At 66.1% G+C, this 23,284-nt stretch carries 25 protein-coding genes and 1 tRNA gene; 7 read left to right on the forward strand and 19 right to left on the reverse strand.

Annotated features, from left to right (window positions below):
* Positions 1–5: 5 nt before the first annotated feature.
* The 10 genes from VE25_RS09495 to VE25_RS09545 all read right to left on the reverse strand — a co-directional run bounded on the left by VE25_RS09495 (position 6) and on the right by VE25_RS09545 (position 5,766).
* A complete protein-coding gene (locus VE25_RS09495; RefSeq protein ID WP_083988838.1) occupies positions 6–1,316 on the reverse strand; it encodes a peptidoglycan DD-metalloendopeptidase family protein in 1,311 nt (436 codons plus the stop codon).
* A gap of 159 nt (positions 1,317–1,475) precedes the next feature.
* Positions 1,476–1,901, reverse strand: coding sequence for an SRPBCC family protein (locus VE25_RS09505; RefSeq protein WP_046108377.1), 426 nt, complete (start codon positions 1,899–1,901; stop codon positions 1,476–1,478).
* A gap of 33 nt (positions 1,902–1,934) precedes the next feature.
* Complete coding sequence (locus VE25_RS09510) at positions 1,935–2,309, reverse strand: DUF1801 domain-containing protein (RefSeq protein ID WP_439328900.1); 375 nt, start codon at positions 2,307–2,309, stop codon at positions 1,935–1,937.
* Between the two features lie 63 nt (positions 2,310–2,372).
* Complete coding sequence (locus tag VE25_RS09515) at positions 2,373–2,843, reverse strand: DUF1801 domain-containing protein (RefSeq protein WP_046108379.1); 471 nt, start codon at positions 2,841–2,843, stop codon at positions 2,373–2,375.
* 6 nt (positions 2,844–2,849) lie between these two features.
* A complete protein-coding gene (locus tag VE25_RS09520) occupies positions 2,850–3,068 on the reverse strand; it encodes a hypothetical protein (protein WP_046108380.1) in 219 nt (72 codons plus the stop codon).
* A 70-nt stretch (positions 3,069–3,138) separates the two neighbouring features.
* Entirely contained in the window at positions 3,139–3,462 is a 324-nt protein-coding gene (locus VE25_RS09525; RefSeq protein ID WP_046108381.1) for an ArsR/SmtB family transcription factor, read from the reverse strand.
* Positions 3,463–3,630: 168 nt separating this feature from the next.
* A complete protein-coding gene (locus VE25_RS09530; protein WP_083988839.1) occupies positions 3,631–4,350 on the reverse strand; it encodes a polysaccharide deacetylase family protein in 720 nt (239 codons plus the stop codon).
* 242 nt (positions 4,351–4,592) lie between these two features.
* Entirely contained in the window at positions 4,593–5,087 is a 495-nt protein-coding gene (locus VE25_RS09535; RefSeq protein ID WP_046108382.1) for a YaiI/YqxD family protein, read from the reverse strand.
* A complete protein-coding gene (locus tag VE25_RS09540; RefSeq protein WP_046108383.1) occupies positions 5,080–5,631 on the reverse strand; it encodes an AAA family ATPase in 552 nt (183 codons plus the stop codon). The genes VE25_RS09535 and VE25_RS09540 overlap by 8 nt, the downstream gene beginning before the upstream one ends.
* A 59-nt stretch (positions 5,632–5,690) precedes the next feature.
* A tRNA-Thr gene (locus VE25_RS09545) sits at positions 5,691–5,766 on the reverse strand.
* 274 nt (positions 5,767–6,040) lie between these two features.
* Here VE25_RS09545 and VE25_RS09550 point away from each other — a divergent pair.
* Complete coding sequence (locus VE25_RS09550) at positions 6,041–6,844, forward strand: metallophosphoesterase family protein (RefSeq protein ID WP_046108384.1); 804 nt, start codon at positions 6,041–6,043, stop codon at positions 6,842–6,844.
* A 23-nt stretch (positions 6,845–6,867) separates the two neighbouring features.
* Entirely contained in the window at positions 6,868–8,706 is a 1,839-nt protein-coding gene (locus tag VE25_RS09555) for a polysaccharide biosynthesis tyrosine autokinase (protein WP_046108385.1), read from the forward strand.
* 307 nt (positions 8,707–9,013) lie between these two features.
* Here VE25_RS09555 and cysN read toward each other — a convergent pair whose 3' ends face one another.
* From cysN to VE25_RS09570, 3 genes are all read right to left on the reverse strand, one after another.
* Complete coding sequence (gene cysN / locus VE25_RS09560; protein ID WP_046108386.1) at positions 9,014–10,915, reverse strand: sulfate adenylyltransferase subunit CysN; 1,902 nt, start codon at positions 10,913–10,915, stop codon at positions 9,014–9,016.
* The gene (gene cysD / locus VE25_RS09565) at positions 10,915–11,835 is read right to left on the reverse strand and encodes a sulfate adenylyltransferase subunit CysD (RefSeq protein ID WP_046108387.1); all 921 of its coding nucleotides are present in this window, start codon (positions 11,833–11,835) and stop codon (positions 10,915–10,917) included. Before cysD ends, cysN begins: the two co-directional genes overlap by 1 nt.
* 308 nt (positions 11,836–12,143) lie before the next feature.
* The gene (locus tag VE25_RS09570; protein ID WP_244466896.1) at positions 12,144–12,935 is read right to left on the reverse strand and encodes a sugar transferase; all 792 of its coding nucleotides are present in this window, start codon (positions 12,933–12,935) and stop codon (positions 12,144–12,146) included.
* A 308-nt stretch (positions 12,936–13,243) separates the two neighbouring features.
* Here VE25_RS09570 and VE25_RS09575 point away from each other — a divergent pair, with 308 nt between their 5' ends.
* Together VE25_RS09575 and VE25_RS09580 are read left to right on the forward strand one after the other, a co-directional pair.
* Entirely contained in the window at positions 13,244–14,017 is a 774-nt protein-coding gene (locus VE25_RS09575) for an NAD kinase (RefSeq protein WP_244466897.1), read from the forward strand.
* Positions 14,018–14,067: 50 nt separating this feature from the next.
* Positions 14,068–15,156, forward strand: a complete 1,089-nt coding sequence (locus VE25_RS09580; RefSeq protein ID WP_201776069.1) for a hypothetical protein — start codon at positions 14,068–14,070, stop codon at positions 15,154–15,156.
* Positions 15,157–15,359: 203 nt separating this feature from the next.
* Here the strand turns inward: VE25_RS09580 and VE25_RS09585 are convergent, their stop codons facing one another.
* The 4 genes from VE25_RS09585 to VE25_RS09595 form a co-directional block, all read right to left on the reverse strand.
* On the reverse strand, positions 15,360–16,496 hold the full coding sequence (locus VE25_RS09585) for a DUF2336 domain-containing protein (protein WP_046108389.1): 1,137 nt from the start codon (positions 16,494–16,496) through the stop codon (positions 15,360–15,362).
* Positions 16,497–16,764: 268 nt separating this feature from the next.
* Positions 16,765–16,917 carry a hypothetical protein gene (locus tag VE25_RS22970; RefSeq protein WP_160299974.1) on the reverse strand — a complete coding sequence of 51 codons (153 nt, stop codon included), beginning with the start codon at positions 16,915–16,917 and terminating at the stop codon, positions 16,765–16,767.
* Positions 16,918–17,004: 87 nt separating this feature from the next.
* Positions 17,005–17,832, reverse strand: coding sequence for a transglycosylase SLT domain-containing protein (locus tag VE25_RS09590; RefSeq protein WP_052731858.1), 828 nt, complete (start codon positions 17,830–17,832; stop codon positions 17,005–17,007).
* A 62-nt stretch (positions 17,833–17,894) separates the two neighbouring features.
* The gene (locus VE25_RS09595; protein WP_046108390.1) at positions 17,895–18,473 is read right to left on the reverse strand and encodes a nitroreductase family protein; all 579 of its coding nucleotides are present in this window, start codon (positions 18,471–18,473) and stop codon (positions 17,895–17,897) included.
* Positions 18,474–18,678: 205 nt separating this feature from the next.
* On the opposite strand from VE25_RS09595, the gene VE25_RS09600 reads away from it, so the two are divergent.
* The 3 genes from VE25_RS09600 (at position 18,679) to VE25_RS09610 (ending at position 22,557) form a co-directional block, all read left to right on the forward strand.
* Entirely contained in the window at positions 18,679–19,650 is a 972-nt protein-coding gene (locus tag VE25_RS09600; protein ID WP_152664574.1) for an RgsD C-terminal domain-containing protein, read from the forward strand.
* Positions 19,651–19,768: 118 nt separating this feature from the next.
* Positions 19,769–21,559 (forward strand): aq_1923 C-terminal domain, encoded by a 1,791-nt coding sequence (locus VE25_RS09605; RefSeq protein ID WP_046108391.1) that lies wholly within the window; start codon positions 19,769–19,771, stop codon positions 21,557–21,559.
* Complete coding sequence (locus tag VE25_RS09610; protein WP_052731860.1) at positions 21,556–22,557, forward strand: heparan-alpha-glucosaminide N-acetyltransferase; 1,002 nt, start codon at positions 21,556–21,558, stop codon at positions 22,555–22,557. Before VE25_RS09605 ends, VE25_RS09610 begins: the two co-directional genes overlap by 4 nt.
* Positions 22,558–22,563: 6 nt before the next feature.
* Here VE25_RS09610 and arfB read toward each other — a convergent pair whose 3' ends face one another.
* Positions 22,564–22,995 (reverse strand): alternative ribosome rescue aminoacyl-tRNA hydrolase ArfB, encoded by a 432-nt coding sequence (arfB, locus tag VE25_RS09615; RefSeq protein WP_046108392.1) that lies wholly within the window; start codon positions 22,993–22,995, stop codon positions 22,564–22,566.
* A gap of 36 nt (positions 22,996–23,031) precedes the next feature.
* Entirely contained in the window at positions 23,032–23,259 is a 228-nt protein-coding gene (locus VE25_RS09620) for a hypothetical protein (protein WP_046108393.1), read from the reverse strand.
* Between the last annotated feature and the right edge of the window lie 25 nt (positions 23,260–23,284).

Raw genomic sequence — 23,284 nt, forward strand, 5'->3', positions numbered from 1 at the left:
GCCTTTTAGCCCGCCAGCATCGGCACCGGATCGACGGGCGTCGCGCCCCTGCGCAGTTCGAAGTGGAGCTGCGGACGGCTGACCGAGCCCGTCATGCCGGCGGCGCCGATGGTGTCGCCGCGGTTGATGACCGCGCCCCGGCTGACGCTGATCGACTGCAGGTGGGCATAGGCCGAGACGTACCCGTTGGGGTGGCGCACCAGCACGAGGTTGCCGTAGCCCTCAACGCCCGAGCCCGTGTAGATGACGGTGCCGTTCTCGGCGGCCTTGACCGCGGTGCCTTCCGGCACCTCGATGTTGATGCCCGTGCCCTTGGAACCGGCGAAGTCGGTGATGACGCGGCCGCTGACCGGCCAGCGGAACTTGTCGGCGCCCGACATGGCGGGCTCTCCGGCCGGCGCGGACGCGACCTGCGTCGGCTGGGCGGGAGCAGTCGCCGCCGGGGCGGGCGTTGCGGCCGAGTTGAGGACGCTTGCATCGGAGACCGCCGCCGTCGACGGCTGGGCCGGCGTCGGGGTCACGATCGGGCTGGCGGTCGCCACCTCGGTCGTCGCAGCGGCGGGAGCCGGAGCGCGCGTGGCGAGGAGATCTGCCCGCCCCGGAATGACGATCTTCTGGCCGACCACGATCCGATCCGGCGAGGAGAGCGCATTGGCCTGCACCAGCGCCTGCGTGGTCACGTCGTAACGGCGCGCGATGGTGTAGAGCGACTCTCCGCTCTGGATGGTGTGGGTATAGGTGCCACCCGGCGCGGTGGTGGCGCTGGGCGTGGCCGCCTGCGGAACCGAGCTGTTGACCGGGAGGGTCCCGAGATTGGAGGGCGGAGCGCCGAGGCTCGACGGAGTCGAACCGAGGGCGGACGGAGGGGCGCCGAGAGCAGCGGACTGAGGCTGGGCTGCGACCGGCGCAAGAGGCTGCTGTGCGGGCATGGCTTGCGGAAATCCCGTGTTGGATGAACTCAATGCTGGCAGGTCCTGGGTTGAGACGGACGGCGCGGCGCCCGCCCCGGTCGCGAATGGCGCCGAGGGCGCCATGGGAGCGGCAAATCCGGGTTGCACCATGCCGCCACCCCCACCCACATAGGCAGGCGGCAGGAACTGGCTCTCGGCCACCTGCATGGATGGTGCGCCGAGGCTCGATGGCATGGGCTGGCCCAGATTGCTTGGGGTGGACTGCGCACTCGAGCCGGTGGTCACCGGGTCGCCGAAGGTGCGGCTGCCGAGAGCGGTACACCCCGACAAGGTCACGGCGCCGACCATCAGACTGGCGATCGCCACGACGGTCTTGGACGTCCTACGGGATACGCGGATACTCATAAGCTCACTCGTACGCAGGTACTCAACACGAATGAGACACTAAACGCGTAAGGTAAAAGCGAACTTAAAACCGCCGCGATTTGAGCGAAATGGGCGGCGGGGGATTTCGAATTGGGTAAGGTTAAGGCGCGAACGCCTGCCGCCCGTGCTCGACAAGCTTCAGTCGATGCGCGCCAGGGTCTCTTCCAGATTGGCGAGGAACTGCTGCCATCCGGCCCTGGCGCCGCCGAAAGCCTGCTTCTGCTCCGGCCGGAAGCCTGCCTGCTCCACGCGCAGGCGGGTGCCCGTACCCGTCGGGGTCAGCGTGAAGGTCACCACGCTCTTGAGAGCATAGGCCGCGTCTTCGTGCGCGAAGTTCCAGGTGTAGGCGAGCGTCCTGTTCGGCTCGATGGTCAGAACCTCGCAGTCCAGCACGCCGCCCCACTCCCCGCGCAGATTGAAACGGTGGCCGACCTTCGGCTGAAAATCGTTCTTCATGAGCCACTCCTCCATGAGGTGCGGCTGCGTGAGGGCGCGCCAGATCTTTTCCGCCGGATGCGGGATCTCGCGCTCGACAACGGCGGAACGCGTCTCGGCCTCGGTCATGGACTTCTGCTCCCCTGCGGTATCTGGTGGCGGCTACGCCGACGTATTCAGCGCCACGGCGGCGCGAACGAGCGCCTTGAACGCGTCCTCGTCGATCGCCTCGCCCTCGCGGAAATCGATGGCACGCCTGGTGTTACCCTCGAGGCTGGAATTGAAGAGGCCGGACGGATCCTCGAGCGCCGCGCCCCTGGCGAAGGTCGTCTTTACGACGCTCTTGTACGTCTCGCCGGTGCAGATGAGACCGTCGTGCGACCATACGGGCTTACCCCATTTCCACTCCTCGACGACGTCGGGATCGGCCTGCCTGATGAGGCTGCGGAGCCTGGCGAGCGTCTGGCCGCGCCAATCCTCCAACTCTGCGATCCTTGCGTCGATAAGTTCGGAGGCCGGGCCTGCTGCCTTGTCCATCTTTCCCATTTCCAACCTCTTGCGTATCTGCGCCTTCGGTGCGGACCGGCCGCCCGAACGCACCTACAGCCGCTCGCCCGGCAGTTTGCTGGCCTGCTTCACCCAGTCGGCGAACTGCGCTTCGTCAAGCGGCTCGTCCTCGAAGATGTGGAGATAGCGCACCTTCTCGTATTTGGACGTGACGGGCGGCATGGGCTCCAGAGACGAACCATCGAAGAACGTGACCTTTATGTACTTGGTCATGCAGTGATAGGAGAGGAACCAGACAGGGTTCTCGACGCCGTAGAACGGCGTGTTCCATTTGACCGCCTTTTCGACGCCCGGAACCACGAGCTCGATGATCGCGTCCATGCGCCGCCCGATGTCGCTCTTCCACCCCGGCATGGCCGCAATATAGGCCTGCACCGGCGCGTCGCCGTCCCCCTTCGGGATCTGGGGATTGCCGCCCGAGAGGAGAACGGGCTCCCCGGTCGGCGCCTTCCATTCGGCCTGCTTTGCGGGCGTCTTCGACTTCTTTGCTGCTGCGGCCATCATCCGCTCCTATTCGCCGGCGCGGCTCGCGCGCCATTTGAGAGCATAGGGAAGCACGAACATATAGAGACCCGTCAACAGCAACAGGGCAAGCGGCAGCAGCGGCACGTAGGAGATCCAGACGACGGGATCCTCCTGCGACAGGGCGATGAACGTGACGATGACGGTCACGGTGAAGGCGATGGCCAGCCAGCGGTGAATCTGCCGTATCCACTTGTTCCAGTTCATTTGCGTCTCCTTGGGCCGGGGACCGGAGCGGAGCGATCGCCCGCGCTTACGCCGGCCGGGCCGGTTTCGTTCATTGGTCCATTCTCTTCAGCAGGTCCTCGAGGTCGTCGAACCGGCTCTGCCAAAACCCCGCCATCTCGCTCGTCCAATCGACGAGCGGAGCCAGGGCACCGAGTTGGGCGCTGTAATGCGTCTGCCGTCCCTCGTGACGGTCGCGCACGAGCCCCGCCTCCTTGAGCACCTTGAGGTGCTTCGAGACGACCGGCTGCGAGACCCCTGCCCGCGACGTCAGCGCCCCGACCGTCTTTTCCCCCTCACGGCACAGGCGCTCGAAGAGAGCCCGCCGCGTCGGGTCAGCCAAAGTCCTGAAGAGCACGTCGGGCGCGTTCGACATTTCCAAACCGATACCCCGCTGGCTATGAGTAAACGTATAGCCGGAGAGCTATGCATCGGTCAAGACGAAAATAAGCATGCTCCCAGCGCTGGGGAATTCTCACGCTTCATATGAGCGCGTAAACAGCCCTTACTCCGAAAATCGGATAGTTGATCAGCTATGCAATGCCTAGTTCAGGCGCAGGAACGACGACGGCTCCTGAGGGCCCTGCGCAGTGATCACGTCACGGCCGAACACACCCTGCGGCTTGGCCGTCAGCCGCACCACCGAATAGCCGCGCCTGTCGAGTTCGGCGAGAAAATCGGGGAGCATGGCGACGGTTCGCGCATGGATATCGTGGAAGAGGATGATGCCGCTGCCGCGCGCATCGAGCCGCGCCAGCGTGCGCTCCATTACCCTGGCCGGCGTCTCGGAGAAATAGTCCTTGCTGTCGATATCGACGTCGAGCACGACGACGTTCGATTGCGTGAGGCTCGTGCGCAGAAAGCCGGTCTGCGCGAGGTATGGGAAGCGGAAGAACGGCGACGGCGCACGTCCCAGCGCCTTTGCCACCGCCTCCTCGCCCGCCGCGATCTCGGCCATCGCCTCGGCATTGCTCAACTGCGAGAGATCGGCATGGTCGTAAGTGTGCGTGCCGATGGTGTGACCGCGCTGCGCGACGAGACGCACGAGGTCCGGATGCCGTTCGGCGGACGTGCCGAGCATCATGAACGTCGCGCCGATCCCGAAGGTGTCGAGGGTATCCAAAATGGCCTCCGTCTTGCCGGGACGCGGGCCGTCATCGAAGGTGAGGATCACCTCGCCCGGCACGAGCGCGATCTCGCTGGCCGAGGCGACCGACAGGGTACGTCCGGCGAGCGTGCTGTGCGTGAAGACCTTGGGAGGCATGGGTTGCATTCCGGGAACCCTCGGTGGCGTCACGCCGATGCTAGCTGTGGCAAGCGTTGCGTCAATCGGCTGGTAGGCCCTGAGCGGCGGCGCTGCCGCCAGTTCCAGATCGCGCTGTTCGGGAGCCTTGGCGCACCCTCCCGCAATCATCGCCAAAACCGACAACGCAACCGCAAGACGCGCACAGGACACCGGGAGGACTCGCTCTCAAGAAAGGGCGTGTCCACATTTTGCGATTATGGTTAATAATCGGTTCGCCGCGCCTGCTGCGCGTGCGATTTCGCCTGCCGCGCCATGAGGTCCAGCGCACCCAGGAACGCAGACCTGTCCCGCGCCGAGAACGAGGGATTGAACCCCCTGATCTCGCCGGTTTCGCGCAGGTGCTGCTTGAGATCGCGCATCGCCAGCGCCATGCCGATGGAGGCGGGCGTGAACGGCTTGCCCGTCGGCGCCAGCACCAGAGCGCCCTTGTCCAGCGCCCTGCCGGCAAGCGGGATATCGGCTGTGACCACGATGTCGCCGGCCCGCGCCTCGGCGACGATCCAGTCGTCCGCCGCATCGGCGCCCTGCGGCACCGTCACCACCCGCACCATCGGATCGCGCGAGGGACGGATGCCGCCATTGGACACCATCACGACCATCAGCCCGTGCCGGCCGGCGACGCGGATCGTTTCTTCGCGGACCGGGCAGGCGTCGGCATCGACATAGACGATCGGCAGGCGCTCCGGCTCATCCATACGTCACATGCTCGACGAGAAAGGCGAGCCGTTCGGCAACCGGCACGCATGGCAGCTCCACAAGGTCGTATCCTGCCTCGTCGTAGCCGGCTCCGATCGCTTCATAGGTGCGCACCGCCTCGTTCCAATCCTGCTTGCGTTCCGTATCGTTGGCATAGATCTCGCGCCAGGGCGGCGCAATGAACACCTTGCGGTTATAGCGGAAGAGCTCGGCCGCCTTGCGGAAATGATCGCGCCGGACAAGATCGCAGAGGCGCGCATAGCCGAGAAGATCGGGCACGCCCCGGTCGAAGAAGGTCACCCGCCCCGTCTCCGCATGAACCCGGTGATTCTGCATCTCCCTGTCGAGCATCAGCTCGGCATAGGTCGCCCGGTCCGCCCAATGAACGGCCGTGCCGCCGATGGCGACCTGCAGTTGCAGGATCGCCCGCCCTGCCTCGGGAACCGTGATGTATCCAGCTGCCGCCGCCGCAGCGAGCAGGGTCGATTTACCCGACCCCGGCCCACCGGTGACGATGAACAGCCTCTCGCCGGCATGAATCATGCTCAAGGCCTTTCCTAGCAATGTTGGGGAAATTCCGCGCGCCAAATAGCGCGGATGTCTGGTGCCGGCAGCAGGGATCGAACCCGCGACCCCCTGATTACAAATCAGGTGCTCTACCAACTGAGCTATACCGGCTCGCCCTGCTGGCTAACATTGGTCGGTCTGCGGGGCAAGGCCTTGTGGGATTCACCGTTCCCGCCTTTTTTGCCTGGACCCGGCCGCAATCCTCTTGCCCGAAGGGCCGAGACCGGCCACAACGCTTGTGGAACGCCTGTTTGGGGCGGCGGTTCGTGTTTTTGGGGGTATTGAAGAGCATGCCGCAGGCAGGCACGCGGATTGCCCCGGCTCTTGCCGGCCTGGTGCTTGATAGCGCCGCCACGGCGCGCGCCGGACGCGGGATACTCGCCCGATGATTGCCGTGCTCGGCAGATTCTTCGGCGGGGGCGGCCAGCCGGCTCCCCCGCCTCAACCCCGCCAGCGCCTCGCGAGCGCGAGCTGGCCGGCGGTCGTTTACGCCATCGGCGACGTGCATGGCTGCCTCGCGCAATTGCGCCTGCTGCATGACAGGATTTTCGAGGATGCCCGCGGCATCGAGGGCGACAAGCTCATTGTCTGCCTGGGGGACTACGTCGATCGTGGCCCGGATTCATCGGGCGTGCTGGACTATCTCGGCAAGCCCCTGCCGCAGGACTTCCGTCGCATCTGCCTTGCCGGCAATCACGAGGTGATGATGCTGTCGTTCCTCGACAACCCCGTGCCGGAATCGTCCTGGCTCCAGTACGGCGGCGTCGAGACGCTCGCTTCCTACGGCATCGATGTGAACCGGTTCGTCACCCGCACGGCGCGCGAACGCCTGGCGTTGCTCGAAAGCCATGTCCCGGGCGAGCATGTGGCGTGGATGCGCAGCCTGCCGGCGGCACTGGTGCTGCCGCGCACGTGCTTCGTCCATGCGGGCCTGCGGCCCGGGCTGCCGCTCGCCGAGCAATCCGAGGACGACCTCCTCTGGATCCGCGACGAGTTCTTCGACGGCGAAGCCGACCTCGACACTTTCGTCGTCCACGGCCACACTCCCTCCTCGCGGCCTGTGGTGACCGAAAAGCGCGTCTGCGTCGATACCGCCGCCTTTGCTACCGGCACCCTGACGGCGCTGCGCCTGACCGAGGACGGACAGGCCCAGTTCATCTACGCCACCGCCGCCGAGACCGGCACCTAGAGCATATCTCCTCCGAGGCCCCCATGGACGACAGCGAGATCGATATCCGCGGCATTCTGGGGTTCCTGAGACGGCGGTTGCGGCTGATCGCGCTGACGTTCCTGGTGGTCGTGGGCGCTGCCGGCATCGTCGCCTTCACGCTGACGCCGATCTATTCGGCCGCCGCTCTCATCCTCGTCGACCCCAGCCACAAGAATCTCCTGCAACCCGAAGCGCAGCTCAACGCGACATCGGCCGACAATGCCCGCATCGACAGCGAGGTCGAAATCCTGCGCTCCGACAGCATCCTGTTGAAGGTCATCGCTTCGCAGAACCTGCTCTTAAACGAGGAATTCGGCGCCTCCGCCGGCTTGCGAACGCGCCTCATGAACCTGCTGCGCCTCGGCGAACCGCCCCGGCCGAGCGAAGAGGACATACTCAACGCAACCCTCGGCAAGCTGCGTGACGCCTTCTCGGTCCAGCGCCGGGGCATGACCTACCTCATCGCCGTGCAGGCGCGCTCACAGGACCCGGAGATGGCGGCCCGCCTCGCCAATGCGATTGCCGGCGCCTATATCGAGGATCAGCTCTCCGCCAAGATCGCGAGCACGCAGGCCTCTCGTGACATCCTGCAATCGCGCATCATCGAGGCACGCGACGCGATCGCCGCGTCCAAAGGCGCCCTCGATGCTTTCGTCGAAACCCACATCCAGCCGGTCCCCGAAGCGCGCCGCGAGGCGATCGAGCCCCAGCTTCCGGGACTGGAGGAAACGTCGCCCACGGCTTTGGATCTGCGTCGGGACGTACTGGGTTCCGCGCTCCCCGCCGGGACGCTTGCCGAACTCTACGCGTTGCAGCAGAACGCCGAGATCGCCCGCAGCCAGTACCAGCAGCTGTTATCGCGCTCCCGGAACCTCGAGGCGCAGATCAACCTGCAGATCGCCGACAGCCGCATCGTCTCGCCCGCGCTCGCCCCGCAACTGCCGTCCTTCCCCAACAAGACGCTGATCCTGGCGCTGGCCGCTCTGGGCGCGCTCGGGTTCGGCGTCGCGCTGGCGTTCCTTTACGAGAACCTCATCGGGGGCTTCACCACCGAGGCGCAGATGGAGTCGGTGCTGAGGTTCCGCGTCGCCTCGGCCGTCCCGCGCGCCAAACCGCAGCCGGAAGGCGGCCCGTCCGATCTGATGGTCAACGCGCCGCTCTCGGCCTTCGCCGAGGCGATCCGGCGTATCCGCACCGTCGTCGACCAGCAGGCGCGCGCGGGAGCCGCTCCGGCTGGCGAAGGCGGGCGGGTGATCATGGTGTCCTCGACCGCGCCCGGCGAGGGCAAGTCGACGCTTTCACTGGCGCTCGCCCGCTCCTATGCGCTTTCGGGCCGGCGCACGCTCCTCATCGATTGCGACCTGCGCAAGCCCAGCATCCACCGCCAGCTCGGCATAGAGCCGTCGCACGGGCTGCACGACTACCTCAGCCCCTCGGGCTCCGGGCCGATGGACCTCATCTCCGTCGTCTCCAGGGACCAACTGACCGACGCGACAGTGATCGTCGGCGCCCGCAAGAGCGACGTTCCGACCGACCAACTCCTCGCCGGCGCCTCCTTCGGCAAGCTGATCGAGGCTGCCCGGTCGAGTTTCGAGATCATCATCCTCGACACCCCGCCCATCGACCCGATCGTCGACGGCCTCTACGTGGCGCCCTTCGCCGACAGCATCGTCTTCGTGACCAAATGGGCCTCGACCGCACAGAACGACACCCGCAAGGCCATCGAAAGCCTTACCCAGGCCAAGCGGCCCGAAACGCCCATCGTCACCGCCCTCAACCAGCAGGACGAACCGAAGACGGCTTACTACCGCAAGTATGGCGGGTACTATCAGGAGGCTTAGGATAGCCCCACGGGTTTTCAACCCGGCGAAGACCGGGACCAATACCTGCACGGCCTGCGGCTTATGCACCAGCCCCACCACCACTCCGATGTCACCCCGGCGCAGGCCGGGGCCCATCCTGAGATGCCGCTCCTTCCGCAAGGGGTGTGAAACGGGCAGGTCGTGCTTGGCCGCTCCTCCTGTGCTCGCTGATGTGTTCAGGGCTGGATCCCGGCCTTCGCCGGGATGACAGCCGGGGGATTGGGGTGTTTGGGTGCCCACTCCCAATCCGCCCCTAGGGGATCTGGTGGAGGAAAGCGTCGGCCCCCTACCCCGTCAGCCGCCCATAAAGCTCGTCCGCCAGTTCGACCGGATCGTGCTCGGCCCCGTTCAGCACCACATCGGCCCGCTCGGGCGGTTCGAAGGCGCTGTCGATGCCGGTGAAGTTCTTGATCTGGCCGGCCCGCGCCTTGGCATAGAGCCCCTTGGGGTCGCGCGCCTCGCAGACTTCGAGGGGCGTGTCGACATAGACCTCGAGGAAGTCGATATCTCCCGCGATCTCGCGCGCCATGCGCCGCTCGTTGCGGAACGGCGAGATGAATGAGACGAGGACGATGAGCCCGGCATCGGCCATCAGCTTGGCGACTTCCGCCACCCGGCGGATGTTCTCGATGCGGTCGGTATCGGTGAAGCCCAGATCCTTGTTGAGCCCGTGCCGCACGTTGTCGCCGTCGAGGATATAGGCGTGCCGGCCCTCGGCGGTCAGGCGCTTCTCGATGAGGTTGGCGATGGTCGACTTGCCCGAGCCCGAAAGCCCCGTGAACCAGACGATGCGCGGCGTCTGCGCCTTCATCTGCGCACGCACCTGCCGGTTGACGTCGAAGGTCTGGTAGGTGAGGTTCTGCGCCCGCCGCAGTCCGAAGTCGATGGTGCCGGCACCGAGCGTGCGGTTGGAGATGCGGTCGATGAGGATGAAGCCGCCGGTCAGCCCGTTCTCGGTGTAGGGATCGAAAGCGATGGGCTTGTCCGTCGCCACGGTCACCGTGCCGACCTCGTTGAGCTCCAGCGTCTTGGCCGCGCTCTTTTCCAGCGTGTTGACGTTGGTGCGGAATTTGAGCCCGGTGATCGTCGCCGGCACCAGCTGCGTGCCGATCTTGAGGAGATACGAACGCCCAGGATAAGCCGGCTCGTCGTTCATCCAGATGAGCCGCGCCTGGAACTGGTTGGAGAACTCCGGCACCGCGCCCGGATGCGCCAGCATGTCGCCGCGCGAGATGTCGACCTCGCGGTCGAGCACCAGCGTCACCGCCTGCCCCGCCACCGCGCGGTCGAGGTCCCCATCCATGGTCACGACGCGCCTGACCACCGCCGGCTTGCGCGAGGCCGCCACCAGCACCTCGTCACCCACCGCGACGACGCCCGAGGCGACCGTGCCCGAGAATCCGCGGAAATCGAGGTTCGGCCGATTGACCCACTGCACCGGAAAGCGCAGCGGCTGCACTGCGCGATCCTCGGAGACCTCGATGGCCTCGAGATAAGGCAGCAGCGGCTCGCCCTTGTACCAGGGCATGCGCTCGCTCCTGGTGACGATATTGTCGCCGCGCAGGGCCGAGACCGGCACGGCATTGAGCGTCTTGAAGCCCAGCTCCTGCGCGAATGCGCGGTAATCGGATACGATCGTCTCGAAGACCTCCTGCGAGTAGTCGACGAGGTCGATCTTGTTGACCACCAGAACGATGTGCTTCACGCCGATGAGCGAGAGGATGAAGCTGTGCCGCCGCGTCTGCGTGAGGAGGCCCTTCCTCGCGTCGACCAGCAGCAGCGCCAGGTCGGAATTGGAGGCGCCCGTCGCCATGTTGCGGGTGTACTGCTCGTGGCCGGGCGTGTCGGCGACGATGAACTTGCGCTTGTCGGTCGAAAAGAACCGGTAGGCGACGTCGATGGTGATCCCCTGCTCGCGCTCTGCCGTCAGCCCGTCGACCAGCAGCGAAAAGTCGATCCCTTCCTCGCCCACATGCCGGTTGCGGCTTTCGTTCCTGAGTGAGGCGAGTTGGTCGTCGAGGATCAGCTGGCTGTCGTAGAGCAGCCGCCCGATCAGCGTCGACTTGCCATCATCGACGCTGCCGCAGGTCAGGAACCGCAGCAGCGACTTGCCCGTCTGCTGCTCGAGCCAGAGCGCGATGTCCGTGTCGGCGCTTGCCTCCAGCGCCGGAGTGGTGGCCCGCAGCATCAGAAATACCCTTCCTGCTTCTTCTTTTCCATGGAGCCGGCCTGGTCGCTGTCGATCAGCCGCCCCTGCCGCTCGGAGGTTCGGCTCGCCTGCATTTCCATGATGATCTCGGCGAGCGTCGCCGCGTCCGAACGGATCGCGCCGGTCAAGGGATAGCAGCCGAGCGTGCGGAACCGCACCATTTCCTCGCGCGGGGTCTCGCCCTTGGCTAGCGGCAGCCGGTCGTCATCGACCATGATGAGCGTCCCCTGCCGCTCGACCACCGGGCGCGGCCGCGCGAAGTAGAGCGGCACGATCGGGATGTCCTCGGCGTAGATGTAGGTCCAGATGTCGAGCTCGGTCCAGTTGGAGATCGGGAACACCCGCATGCTCTCGCCTGGATTGAGCCGCGTGTTGAACAGCCGCCAGAGCTCGGGCCGCTGGTTCTTCGGGTCCCAGGCGTGGCTGGCGTTGCGGTGCGAGAAGATGCGCTCCTTGGCGCGGCTCTTCTCCTCGTCGCGCCGCGCCCCGCCGATCGCCGCGTCGTACTTGCCGGCAGTCAACGCCTGGCGCAACGCCGCCGTCTTCATGATGTCGGTATAGCGCGACGAACCGTGGTCGAACGGATTGATGTTGTCGCGCAGGCCATCGGGATTGGTGTGGGTGATGAGATCGAACCCGTACTCCTCCGCCATCCGGTCACGGAATGCGATCATCTCGCGGAACTTCCAGGTCGTGTCGATATGGAGCAGCGGGAACGGGATCTTTGAAGGATAGAAGGCCTTGCGCGCCAGGTGCAGCAGCACGCTCGAGTCCTTGCCGATGGAATACATCATCACCGGGCGGTCGAAGCTCGCCGCCACCTCGCGCAGGATCTCGATACTCTCCGATTCCAGCAAACGCAGGTGGCTGAGCTGGGGCTGCGCGGTGACTTGACCCATCAGGGACGAACTCCGTCGAATGTCGGCTGGGCCGACATGGAATGCAGGCGCCGATCTTTGAGCCTAATAGCCTAAAATGGTGCCGATACGCCCGGCAGGTCGAGCCCGGCGTTGGCGCCTTTTGTGGATCGAATGCGGACCCTAGTGAAATAGAGGCGTGCGCGCATGCGCTCAAGGGCTTGGCGAGCAAGCGCTTTCCGCGCATCGCTCGCCTGCGAGCAACGGTTCCTGCGATATACGGCAAGAGCAAGAGTTTTGCCCGGCTGAGGAAATTCAGGGGCATGACCGGGATTTCACGCCGCGCCTGTTCAGCTTCCGGTGCCGCTGATGAACTCGCGTCGGAACGTCATCCAGATGATGCGCAGATCCAGCATCAGCGAGAAGTTCTGGATATAGGCGATGTCGTAGTCGATGCGCGCCTTGGCGACGGCGGAATCCTGCGTGGTGCCGCGCAGCCCGTTGGCCTGCGCCCACCCGGTGATGCCCGGCAGCATGTCGAGCCGGGCGGAATAGTAAGGTACGAGCTGGGTATAGAGCATGCCGCCGGCCATCATCCCGGAAACGTGCGGGCGCGGGCCGACGATCGACATGTCGCCGAGGACCACGTTGATGAGCTGCGGCAGCTCGTCGATGCTCGTGCGGCGCAGGAAACGGCCGACGGCCGTCACCCGCGGATCGCCCTCGATCGTCTGCGACACCCCGGAGACGTCGCAGTCCTCGACGTGCATGGTGCGGAACTTGAACATGCGGAACGCCCTGCCCTCGTATCCCTCGCGCGTCTGGCGAAAGAACACCGGCCCGCGGCTGCCGAGCCGGATGGCGACCGCAACGAGGCAGAACAACGGCGCCAGCACCATCAAGGCCGCGAGCGCGACTGCGATATCGAACAGGCGCTTCAGCGCCAGCTGCCGAATGCGGTCGCGCGAGGGAAACACGGGCGTCGGCTGCCCGTTCATCAGATGGAGCGGACTGCCGCCCGCATCGATGTGACTGCGCACCCGAGCCCTGCCGGCTGGCCCGCCGACAGGCCACACCGCTTGGGCGGCGCCTCGTTCAGGCTGGTAGAGTCCGGCCTCGCCAGGCCCGCTGAAACTGCTCATCCGCGCACTCATGCACCCGGTGAAAACGTGATTAATGAGCGTTTAACCAACAACGTCAACTTCTATCAGAAATTGTTGATACGCAAATCTCTTTCGGAACAACTTTGTTCGACGGTTAACGACTTCCGGCCGACCTCGAAAACATGACGCCGACTGCAATCTCGGCGCACATCGGTCCGGCTGCAAGGATCGCCAGTCGCGACTGGCCTGTCTGGCAACCCGCGCCCCGGCGTGATAAGCGCAGAGCGCGGCGCGTCCGCGCCGATGCCGCCCGCGACGACCGCCTGGGCCAACGAGGAGTGGACCTGTTGAGCACCGCCCCCCGCAAGATCAGTTTCGTCGCCAGCGGCACGCCGGAAGCGGAGGCTGCCCTAGCGGACCTGCGCTCCGTCTATGGAGAGGCGGGCCTCGACGGGGCGGAAGCGATCGTCGCACTCGGCGGCGACGGCCTGATGCTGCAGACGCTGCACAAGGTCATGCAGCGCAAGCTCCCGGTCTACGGCATGAACTTCGGCTCGGTCGGGTTCCTGATGAACAACTTCGCCCGCGAGGACCTGCCCCAGCGCCTCGCCGCCGCCCAGGCGACCCAGATCTACCCGCTCGCCATGGAGGTCATCGATGCCTCCGGGCACCGCCAGAAGGCGCTGGCGCTGAACGAAGTGTCGCTCTTCCGCTCCACCTACCAGGCCGCCAAGATCCAGATCCTCGTCGATGGCGAGACGCGGCTCGACGAACTGATTTGCGACGGCGTGCTGCTTTCGACCCCGGCAGGCTCGACCGCCTACAATCTTTCCGCCCACGGACCGATCCTGCCCATCGGCTCGCCGCTCCTGGCGCTGACGCCCATCTCGCCCTTCCGTCCGCGCCGCTGGCGGGGCGCGATCCTCAACAACCGGGCCGTCGTCACCTTCCGCACCCGCGAGGCCGACAAGCGCCCTGTCAGCGCCGTCGCCGATAACGTCGAGTTCCAGAACGTCATCGAAGTGCATGTGCGCGAGGACCGCGCGGCCGGGGTCACCCTGCTCTTCGATCCGGGCACCAGCCTCGAAGAGCGCGTGCTGATCGAACAGTTCAGGTACTGAGGGCATGGCCCGCGTCGGGGACGAGGCGGCGGAAATGGCGGCGCCGGCAAATGTTCGGCCTCGTTGCGCCGAACGCCAAGTGCAGTCGTCGCTGCGACAGAGGGGAGTACAAACAGGGGGAGGCGAGTGGCGTGAGGGACTGGATTTTCGGCAGCGCCCAGGTCCTGGCCTTGGCAGCTCTTTGCGCCATCGGCGCTGAGCTTCTGGCCGCATACTCCGATAGCACGGGCGATATCGGCGCTATCCTGTTCGCCCTGGTCTTTTTCATGGCGCTCTATGGGGCGCCCGCCTTGCTCGTGCGCGAGCTTGCCCGGCGCTTCGGATGGGGCTGGCCTTCGCTGTTGATGCTCTGCGCCGCTTTGGGGATACTCCAGGCCTGCATAATCGACCAGTCCATGTTTGCCGATCAGTATGGCGGATACGCCGGCTGGCAAGAGAACAGATCGGCGACCTTCATCGCCCCGCTCGGCATCAGCGCGTACAACGCCTACAACTTCATCGTCGGCCATATCATCTTCAGCTTCGCCGGTCCCATGGCGGTGGCGGAAGCCTGGTGGCCCAAGCGTGCGGAAGCGCCTTGGCTGCGTCCCTTCGGAACGATCGTTGCAGCCATCTCCTACGTGGGATCGGCTGCATTGATCATCTCGGACCCCGGATCGCAAAGTGCCTCGCAGACCCAACTGGTTGTTTCATGGCTCCTGGTCGCGGCGTGTTTTCTGGCGGCCGTCCTGATAGGCCGCCGCAAAGTGGGCGCCCGGTCGATACCAACCGGCCGTATGAACCCTTTTGTGGTGCTGGCAATGACGTTCGCTGTGGCTGTGCCGGGCAATTTCGCGGAGGGCTGGATCGGCGTGGCGGTCGGGCTGGGTTCGGCAATCATCATCCTGGGCATGATCATCCGGATAAGGAAGCGGGATGTCTGGACAGTGAGGCACTCTGCAGCTGTAGCACTGGGCTACCTGCTCAGCCGTGGCGTGCTGGCCTTCACCTATTTTCCGCTTGTTGGCGAGGTAGAGCCGTTGCCCAAATACCTGCACAATATCGGGATGCTGGCCATTGTCCTTACCGCGGGCTTCTTCGCCTTCAAGGTTGGAGGTTTAAGAGACAATCCTGATACGGTTGGAGAGCGAGCGCATTGACCGAGACTGGCGCGGGCGGAGATGCCCTGGCGGCTTTGACCCCAGGCAGGCTTGTCCCACCGGTCGGCCTCCCTCCCCCTTGAGGGGAGGGGCTGGGGGTGGGGGTCCATCGGTGACCCATTGAACGACCCCCACCTTCGATCCCTCCCCTCAAGGGGGAGGGAGGCGCCAGAGCCGCTGATTCTATTCATCTTTGAAGAGCTCTAAGCCGCCGGCAGCGCCAGGCGTTCCTCGACGTCGATGGTGAGCGCTGTCGACGCTTCCCCGGCGAAGGTCGACATCACGCCGCGTGCGGCGCGGCGGGCCAGCAGCACGTTCTGCTCGCAGAGATAGGCGAACGCCTCGGCAAGGTCGTCCGGAATGTCGCCCTCGTGCTCGCCGATCAGCTCCTCGGTCAGCGCTGTCACCACGTAGTGGCGGGCAGCGATGTCGTCGGCCAGGTCCACCGATCGGGCATGCCCGATGAGCCGGGCGAGAAGGTTGCGCACGCCCTCGGCAAGCCCGCAACGGGCAAAGAGCGCGTTGAGCGCGGCGCGGCTGCCGCTTTCGAGGATGGTCAGCACCTTGCCTTCCGGCATCTCGGCAAGTTCGGAGCAACAGGCGGCAAAGAACAGCACGTGGCCGTTGACCATGGCGTGGAGCAGAACGCGGGTGTTGACCGCATCGCCCGAGACCAGCCCCGCCGCGTAGGTGGAGCCGTCGCCGGCAGCTTCCCGCTCGCCGATGCCAGTCAGCGCCGTATCGGTCGCGTCGCGCAGCAGGCGCTCGAGCCGTTCGGGCGCTATGGCCCCCGCGACCACCCGCGCCCCGCGCAGCGCCGCCGCCGCCATACGCACCAGCGTGAGGCGTGCGTCGGCCGGCAGGTCGGCGCGTTTCAGCAACGCCCCGCGTATCTCGGCGTCACCGCCCTGCTCCCGCGCCAGATGCCGCAGCATCTCGCTGCCGATGGCGACCTCGCCCCGCCGCAGGAGTTTTATCGTCACGGCCCACATCCCCCGCCCGATCAGCGCCGCCGCAAAGCGCTGGCTGACCAGGGCGCGTTGCGCTGCGCAGAGCAGCATCGCCTCGTCGAATCCGGGAATGAGCGGCAGGATATCGGCATCGACCAGCACGGGCGAATACTGCAGCACCGCCCGCGCGATCACCGCGCTGTCGTGCAGCAGCGCCAGCATGATCGGCCGTGGCGCCTCACGCGCGTGCAGCAGGCCATAGGCCATGGAGGCGCGCACCTTGACCGAGCGGTCCTCGAGGAAGCCGAAAAGCGATGCATAGAGCGCCGCATGCTCGTCGGCCGGACCGTCATGGCGCAGATAGGCGAGCGCGGCCAGATGCGCCGCCATCCCCCGCTCTCCGCTGTCGGGAGACCGGGACAGGCAAATGAACTCGTCGTAACCAACCATCGCACGCTCCGGCCCCATTGACGGTCAAGCTATCCGCAAGCCGTTAAGGAACGGTTCACCATAACGATGGCGCTGCGCCTGAGCGCCGCCCGCTCTCTCGACGCTAAAAAAGCGGGGATTCCCGATTTCGCGAGAATCCCCGAAGGCAGAGGCATGTATTCACGGCAAAACCCATCGATCGCTCATCGCGGCGGCAATGGCGGTCGATTCAAAGAGTGGCGGCAATGTATTGAAAGAGTGCCGAGGCGCCCTGGGCGATGACGATGAGTCCTGCCCACGATAGCCCGGCGAGGCCAATGATCATCCAGCCTTTCGGCAAGGACTGCGTGACGCTCCGGTTCTCGGAACGGGTGGTGGCCATGTCGCACCTCTCTGGCGGCTTCTGCCGCGTCGCCCATTTGCGTCATCTCGTTTTAATGGCCCATTAAAACGATGCCGCGATTTGCAGCTAACGCGCAAAAAGCGTGGTGAAGAGCACGTCTGCCGCGGTTTCCCCCGGCGGGGCAAGCTCAGGCAGCTTGGTAGCGGCGGCTTCCGGCTCGGTGCGGAAGAGGCCGGTGAATGACATGTCGGCCGGCGAGAAACGCGAAGGAACGACTTCGGGTTGCGGTTGCGCCGCCGTCGGCTGGCTCGCCATCTGCTGGGCCGCGAATGCCGGACTCTGCGTCACGCCCTCATGCTTGGCGACCAGCGCCTGGTAGAGCTGGCGGATCGTGCGCGGCTGCCCGTTTGCATAGAAGATCGCCGGGTTTGCCGCGGCCTGGCGCGGGAAGAGCTCGGCCGCGATCTGGTCGGGGTTCTGCAATCCCGCGTTGAACATCCGCTCCGCGCCCGAAGCTCCGAGGAAGTGCGCGATGTAGAGCTCGCCCGCGCTCGGCATCCGCCCGAACCGGGTGCGAAGGTACTCGCCGTTGGAGCGGGTAAAGGCCGCGGCCATGTCGGCGGCCATCTGCGGATCCTCGCGCAGCTTGAGCACCTGCGCGCGCGCCTGCGGGTCGGCGACATAGTAGTTGCCCTCGCGGTCGACCGAGATCGCGTCGGCATAGCGCTGATAGCCGAGGCGGGGCCCCTCCTCCTTGACCACCTGCAACCAGGTGCCCTCGAGGAACTGGAAGAGCCCGACGGCGCTCGACGTCTGCGCCTTGGCCTGGGGATTGAGGCTGCTCTCGCGCATCGCCGTCTGCAGCAGATAGCCGAAGTCGACGCCGCTGCGCGTTCCCGCCGCGTCGAGGACGCGGGCGAGGCTCTGCGGCACGGCTATCGGCTGGACGCCCATCGAGCAGGATGCCCCAATGATTCACATTGAATTAACAAACCCCACCCACGGTTAACGTGACGTTAACCGTTCCAGCGCGTCACGATGTCGCCAAGCACCGGACGCGGCCGGTCCTCGATCGCCGTAGCCGGCGTGCCGATATGCACGAAGCCGACGAACCGCTCGCCGGGCGCGGCCCCGAGCATCGCGGCGGCCTCCTCGTCATAGGCGAACCAGCGGGTCACCCACGAGGCGGCGAACCCCAGCGCATAGGCGGCATGCACCAGGTTGAACGCCACGTTTCCCGCCGAGATCAGCTGCTCGAACTGGGGAATCTTGGGATGTTCCTTCGCCGTCGAAAGGACCCCGACGACGAGCGGCGCCGGCAGGAACTGCCGGCGCTCGATATCGAGCCGCGCTGCGTCCGCCGCCGGCTCGCGCGCCTCGACGATCTCTGCCAAACGCTCGCCCGCGCGCTCGCGCGCCGCCCCTTCGAACACCACCAGCCGCCAGGGCGCGAGCTTGCCATGGTCGGGCACGCGGGTGGCGATGGTCAGCAGTTCCTCGAGCTGCCCGGCGTCCGGCCCCGGCTCCCTGAGAAAGGCCTGCCCCACCGAGCGGCGGGTCATCAGGTAGGACTTGAGGGCGGTATTCTCGGCCATAAACTTGCTCCTCGCATTCAGCTTTTCGCTGGATACGACGTTTGCGCCGCGCCGCCCATATGGCAGCGCAAGTTTTTCCGCGTTTGCCGCGCCGACCCCTGTTCCAATCCGGCGACGACTGTGACACAGGTTTTCCCCATTCCCGGCCTAAGCCGTGCGCGGGCGCGGCAAATTCCGCCGGGCAGGATGAGTGTGCGGAGTGTTCATGCGTCTCGGGTTCTTGATGGTCGCCCTCGTCGCCGGCGCGCTGCTGGCGGGGCTGGAATCGCCTGCTCCTGTACTGGCGCAGGAAGCGAGCGAGATGCCCCCGCTGCCGAGGCCCCGGCCGGACCGGAACGCGCCGGCGCCCGCCGCGCCCACTACGACCTCCCCGGCCGCGACCGCCACCGAGGCCATCAGCGCCCTCACCAACGCGCCGCAGCCGGTCACGCTCACCGCCAGTATCTCGACGGGGGGCGCGCAGGTGACCGAAGGCCTGACCTGGCGCGTGTTCGACACCACGCCCGACGCCCAGGGCGAGCTCGCGATGGTCGCCAAATCGGAGGATGCGACCGCCAGCATCACTCTGCCGCCGGGCGAGTATGTCGTCCACGTCGCCTATGGCCGCGCCCAGACCAGCGACACCATGACGGTCGCGCCCGGCGCCAACGCCAAGTCGATCGCCATCGAGGCCGGGGCGCTGCGCCTCAACGCGGCGGTGACCGGCGACATCCCGATACCCTCCGATCTCCTGCGTTTCGATCTCTTCACCGCCGGTGGATCGGAATCCGAACGCACGCTGGTGGCCGAGGGCGTTTCGCCCAACGACATCGTCACGCTCAACGCCGGGACCTACCACATCGTCTCGCATTTCGGGCGCATCAATGCGGTGGTGCGTGCGGACCTGCGCGTCGAGCCGGGCCAGCTGACGGACGCCACCCTCTACCACCAGGCAAGCCAGATCTCCTTCAAGCTCGTCTCCGAGCCGGGCGGCGAGGCCATCGCCGACGTCGAATGGACCGTGCAGTCCCCGGACGGCACCACCCTCTTCACCGACCTCGGCGCCTTTCCCTCGACGGTCCTCGCCGCCGGCGACTACCAGGTGATCGCCAAACAGGCCCAGTCGGTCTTCAACCGCGACTTCGAGGTGCGCTCCGGCTCGCCCCAGGAGGTCGAGGTGCTGACAGCCGTTTATTGACGCACCGCTGTCGCCCTTCTGTCACCTCGATCGGCGAGAGAAGGTACAGCGTTCCGCTATTGCAGCCGCCGGCGCGATGACACACATTGCCGGCAACTCGTGCAGAGGAGATGACGAGATGACCTTCGAGTTCCGAACGCGCCGCCTTCCGGCGATCGCCTGCGCGCTCCTGCTGGCCGCCGCGCCGGCAGTCGCGCAGGACAAGGTCAAGACCCCCGAGCCGGCGGAGACGTCCGCCCCCTCGGCCCCGCCGGAAATCGCGGTCGAGATTCCCGAGATCACCGCCGAAGGTTCGACCCTCGACGCCGACGCGATCCGCGATATCCTGACCGCCGGCAATGTCGCCGGCCATGCCGAGGAGCTGGCGCGCCTCGAGGCCGACCGCATCGTCATCCCGCAGGTGCTTGTTTCGGTGACGATTCCGGACGATCCGGATGCCTCGACGCAGTTCTCCTACAACGACGTCGAGCTCTCGAACGTGTCCGGCGGCATCGCCGCCTCGGCCACCATCGGCGGCCTGACGAGCACGGGTCCGCAGGACTTCACCATCGAGTTCGGCGCCATGAGCGCCGCCGATTTCGACATCGGCGCAACCCTTGCCTTCTACGGCTTCGTCGAGCCCGGCGCCGATACCGGGTTCAAGACCATCTACCGCGACCTCTCGTTCGAGGGAGGAACCTTCGCAGGCGACGGCATGACCTGCAATATCGGCGCCGCATCGGCCGAGGAGTTCCGCGCCCGTCCCCTCGAAACCCCGCTCACCGAGATCATGACCCTCGCCAGCGAGATGGAAGCCTCCGGCGAGGAGCCGCCCCCGGCGACGATCGCCAAGTTCCTGACGGTCTATGCCGACATGATCACCGCCTTCGAATCCACCCCCATGACTTTCGAGGGGATCAATTGCGAGGGCGAGGTCGAAGAGGGCCCGATGACCTTCGCGCTCGGCAGCATGACGGTCGATGGCTTCGTGCCCGGCACCTATCCGCAGGTCACGATCTCCGACATCGCGGTCGCGGTGGAAAGCGGTCCGGAAGCCGGCACCTTCAATATCGGTGAGGTGGTGCTGAAGAGCTTCGATTTCTCGCGGCAGGTCGAACTCCTGCGCAATGCGCCCGAAGATGTCGACGAGAGCTGGTTCGAGGCCAACGCCCGCAGCCTCATCCCGGCCTTCGAGGGTTTCTCGTTCTCCGGCGTGGATTTCGATATCCCCGATCCGGAAAATCCGGGCGCGCGCATCGCCGCCAATGTCGGCGCCTTCGACGTTTCGCTCGCCAACTACGTCAACGGCATCCCGGCATCGATCCAGAGCTCTGCCAGCAACGTCATCATCGACCTGCCGACCGACAGTGGCGCCCCGCAGATCCAGCAGCTCATCGACGCCGGCATCGACCGGCTCGATGTCGGCTTCAACCTGGCCCTGGCATGGGACGAGGCGAGCGAGACGATCGCCGTCAATGACATCACCTTCGAGGGCGCCAATCTCGCCACGATCAAGCTCGCCGGCACCGTCGGCAACGCGGTCGCCGAGCTCTTCTCCACCGACACCACCGTCGCCTCGATGGCCGGCCTCGGTGTCACCCTCAAGGACGTGCGGCTCGATCTCACCGATGCCGGGCTCTCCGACATCCTCCTGGGGATCGCCGGCGCCGAGCAGGGCGTCGATCCGGCCAGCATGCGCCCGATGATGGCGGGCGTCGCCGAAGGCATGGTGATGAGCGTCCTTGGCGGCGACGAGCAGGCCTCGAGCGTCGGTGCGGCCATCGCCGCGTTCGTGCGCGGCAACACCTCGCTTTCGCTGACGGCAACCGCCCTCGACGAGGCGGGCCTGTCGCTCTTCGAGCTGATGGCCGCCCAGGAAGACCCGACGACGCTCCTGAGCAAAGTCAAGATCGACGCCGTTTCGCAATGACCGTGGCCGGCGCCGCACGCGCACCTGACGCAAGCGGCGCCGCCCGCCCCCGTTTCGCCCTGGTGGACGCCGTCCGCGGCGTCGCCATCATCGGGGTGGTCGTCTATCACTTCTTCTGGGACCTGAGCTATCTCTGGCTCATTCCCGTCGACGTCAGCACCCAGCCGGTCTGGGTCGCCTTCGCCCGCACGCTCCTCGGCAGCTTCGTCTTCCTCGTCGGGGTCGGCCTCGTCCTCGCCCACGGCAAGGGCATCCGCTGGCCGGCCTTCTGGCGGCGGCTGGCGATCATCGGCGGCGCAGCCCTCCTCGTCACCGCCGGCACCCTCGTCGCCTTTCCCGAGACCTTCGTCTATTTCGGCGTCCTGCACGCCATCACGCTCTTCAGCGTCCTGGGCCTCGCGTTCCTGCGGGCGCCGCTCTGGCTCGTCTTCGCTCTGGCGGTGCTCTTCGTGGGCGCGCCGCTCATCTTCACCGCACCGGTATTTTCCGAGCGCATCTGGTCGTGGATCGGTTTCTGGCCCGTCCCGCCGCCGACCAACGACCTGGTGCCGATCTTCCCCTGGTTCGGCCTCACCCTCGCCGGCATGGGGATAACCCGTGTCGTCCTCGCCGGCGGCTGGGCGGAGCGCATCGGGGCGTGGCGGGCCGAAGGCGCCTTCTCGCGCGCGCTGGTCACGGCGGGCCGTTGGAGCCTCGTGATCTATCTCGTGCATCAGCCGCTGCTGCTGGCCGTGCTCTACCCGGCCGCCAACACCATGTTCACGCACACTGCCTCCACCAACTCCTTCAACCGCACGTGCCAGATCGGCTGCACGGATACGGGCGCGAGCGATGCCTATTGCACAGCCTATTGCGCCTGCGCCCGCGACGAAGTCGAAGCACGCGGGCTGTGGGAGGCGGTGGAAACGCTGACGCCGACTCCTGAGCAGACCGAGGCGGTGAATGGCGTGGTGCTTGCCTGCTCGGCTGAAATTCCACCGGACACGGCTTTGGAATAGGCTCCCCTATTCCTCGCCCGCCGGCCCCTGCCGCATCTGCTTGACCGCGCTGCGCCGCACCTTTGCCGCCAGGCGCCTCTCCTTGGAGGCCGCCGTCGGCTTGGTGGCAATGCGGCGCCTGGGGACGATCGCGCCTTCGCGCAGCAGCGCAACCAGGCGCGCAACGGCCGCATCGCGGTTCTGCATCTGGGTGCGGTAGCTGTTGGAGGTGAGGACGATCACGCCCTCCTTGGTCAACCGGCTGCCCGCCAGCGTCGCCACCCGGCGCTTCACCGGCTCGGGCAGCGACGGCGAGTTCATCAGGTCGAACCGCAGCTGCACCGCGCTCGACACCTTGTTGACGTTCTGCCCGCCGGGGCCGGAGGCGCGGATGAAGCTTTCCTCGATTTCACCGGGATCGATGGCGATCGTGCGGGTGATAGCGATAGGGTCGGCCATGGGTGGTCCTCATCGAAAATGGACCGACCGGTCCGGTCAGCGCTTCCAGCGCCCCTTGAAGATGATTTCGCCCTCGTGGACGGTCAATCCCCTGATCGTGGCGCGGTAGCGTCCGTCCAGCCCTTCGGCCGGGACGATCCAGCCCTTCTTCAGCATGCCCGAGAACACCTTCTCGCCGACGTCCTTGAAGTCATCGGGGCCGAGGGCATTCTCCTCGCCCAGATGGGTCAGGACCTTGAGTTCTCGGTTGGACGGGCGGGTCATGCGTCGTTCTCGTGAGAGTGCCACG

It is taken from the genome of Devosia geojensis, from assembly GCF_000969415.1.
Classification (GTDB): domain Bacteria; phylum Pseudomonadota; class Alphaproteobacteria; order Rhizobiales; family Devosiaceae; genus Devosia; species Devosia geojensis.

Excerpts from the sequence above, each read along its gene's own strand:
- cysN (WP_046108386.1), bottom strand. The coding sequence starts at position 10,915 with ATGCTGCGGGCCACCACTCCGGCGCTGGAGGCAAGCGCCGACACGGAC.
- VE25_RS09530 (WP_083988839.1), bottom strand. The coding sequence starts at position 4,350 with ATGCCTCCCAAGGTCTTCACGCACAGCACGCTCGCCGGACGTACCCTG.
- VE25_RS22970 (WP_160299974.1), bottom strand. The coding sequence starts at position 16,917 with ATGGCCACCACCCGTTCCGAGAACCGGAGCGTCACGCAGTCCTTGCCG.
- arfB (WP_046108392.1), bottom strand. The coding sequence starts at position 22,995 with ATGGCCGACCCTATCGCTATCACCCGCACGATCGCCATCGATCCCGGT.
- VE25_RS09525 (WP_046108381.1), bottom strand. The coding sequence starts at position 3,462 with ATGTCGAACGCGCCCGACGTGCTCTTCAGGACTTTGGCTGACCCGACG.
- VE25_RS09555 (WP_046108385.1), top strand. The coding sequence starts at position 6,868 with ATGGACGACAGCGAGATCGATATCCGCGGCATTCTGGGGTTCCTGAGA.
- VE25_RS09540 (WP_046108383.1), bottom strand. The coding sequence starts at position 5,631 with ATGATTCATGCCGGCGAGAGGCTGTTCATCGTCACCGGTGGGCCGGGG.
- VE25_RS09535 (WP_046108382.1), bottom strand. The coding sequence starts at position 5,087 with ATGGATGAGCCGGAGCGCCTGCCGATCGTCTATGTCGATGCCGACGCC.
- VE25_RS09505 (WP_046108377.1), bottom strand. The coding sequence starts at position 1,901 with ATGACCGAGGCCGAGACGCGTTCCGCCGTTGTCGAGCGCGAGATCCCG.
- VE25_RS09600 (WP_152664574.1), top strand. The coding sequence starts at position 18,679 with ATGCGTCTCGGGTTCTTGATGGTCGCCCTCGTCGCCGGCGCGCTGCTG.
- VE25_RS09610 (WP_052731860.1), top strand. The coding sequence starts at position 21,556 with ATGACCGTGGCCGGCGCCGCACGCGCACCTGACGCAAGCGGCGCCGCC.
- VE25_RS09510 (WP_439328900.1), bottom strand. The coding sequence starts at position 2,309 with ATGGACAAGGCAGCAGGCCCGGCCTCCGAACTTATCGACGCAAGGATC.
- VE25_RS09515 (WP_046108379.1), bottom strand. The coding sequence starts at position 2,843 with ATGATGGCCGCAGCAGCAAAGAAGTCGAAGACGCCCGCAAAGCAGGCC.
- cysD (WP_046108387.1), bottom strand. The coding sequence starts at position 11,835 with ATGGGTCAAGTCACCGCGCAGCCCCAGCTCAGCCACCTGCGTTTGCTG.
- VE25_RS09595 (WP_046108390.1), bottom strand. The coding sequence starts at position 18,473 with ATGGCCGAGAATACCGCCCTCAAGTCCTACCTGATGACCCGCCGCTCG.
- VE25_RS09570 (WP_244466896.1), bottom strand. The coding sequence starts at position 12,935 with ATGAGCAGTTTCAGCGGGCCTGGCGAGGCCGGACTCTACCAGCCTGAA.
- VE25_RS09585 (WP_046108389.1), bottom strand. The coding sequence starts at position 16,496 with ATGGCGGCGCATCTGGCCGCGCTCGCCTATCTGCGCCATGACGGTCCG.
- VE25_RS09620 (WP_046108393.1), bottom strand. The coding sequence starts at position 23,259 with ATGACCCGCCCGTCCAACCGAGAACTCAAGGTCCTGACCCATCTGGGC.
- VE25_RS09520 (WP_046108380.1), bottom strand. The coding sequence starts at position 3,068 with ATGAACTGGAACAAGTGGATACGGCAGATTCACCGCTGGCTGGCCATC.
- VE25_RS09605 (WP_046108391.1), top strand. The coding sequence starts at position 19,769 with ATGACCTTCGAGTTCCGAACGCGCCGCCTTCCGGCGATCGCCTGCGCG.
- VE25_RS09550 (WP_046108384.1), top strand. The coding sequence starts at position 6,041 with ATGATTGCCGTGCTCGGCAGATTCTTCGGCGGGGGCGGCCAGCCGGCT.
- VE25_RS09495 (WP_083988838.1), bottom strand. The coding sequence starts at position 1,316 with ATGAGTATCCGCGTATCCCGTAGGACGTCCAAGACCGTCGTGGCGATC.
- VE25_RS09590 (WP_052731858.1), bottom strand. The coding sequence starts at position 17,832 with ATGGGCGTCCAGCCGATAGCCGTGCCGCAGAGCCTCGCCCGCGTCCTC.
- VE25_RS09580 (WP_201776069.1), top strand. The coding sequence starts at position 14,068 with ATGTTCGGCCTCGTTGCGCCGAACGCCAAGTGCAGTCGTCGCTGCGAC.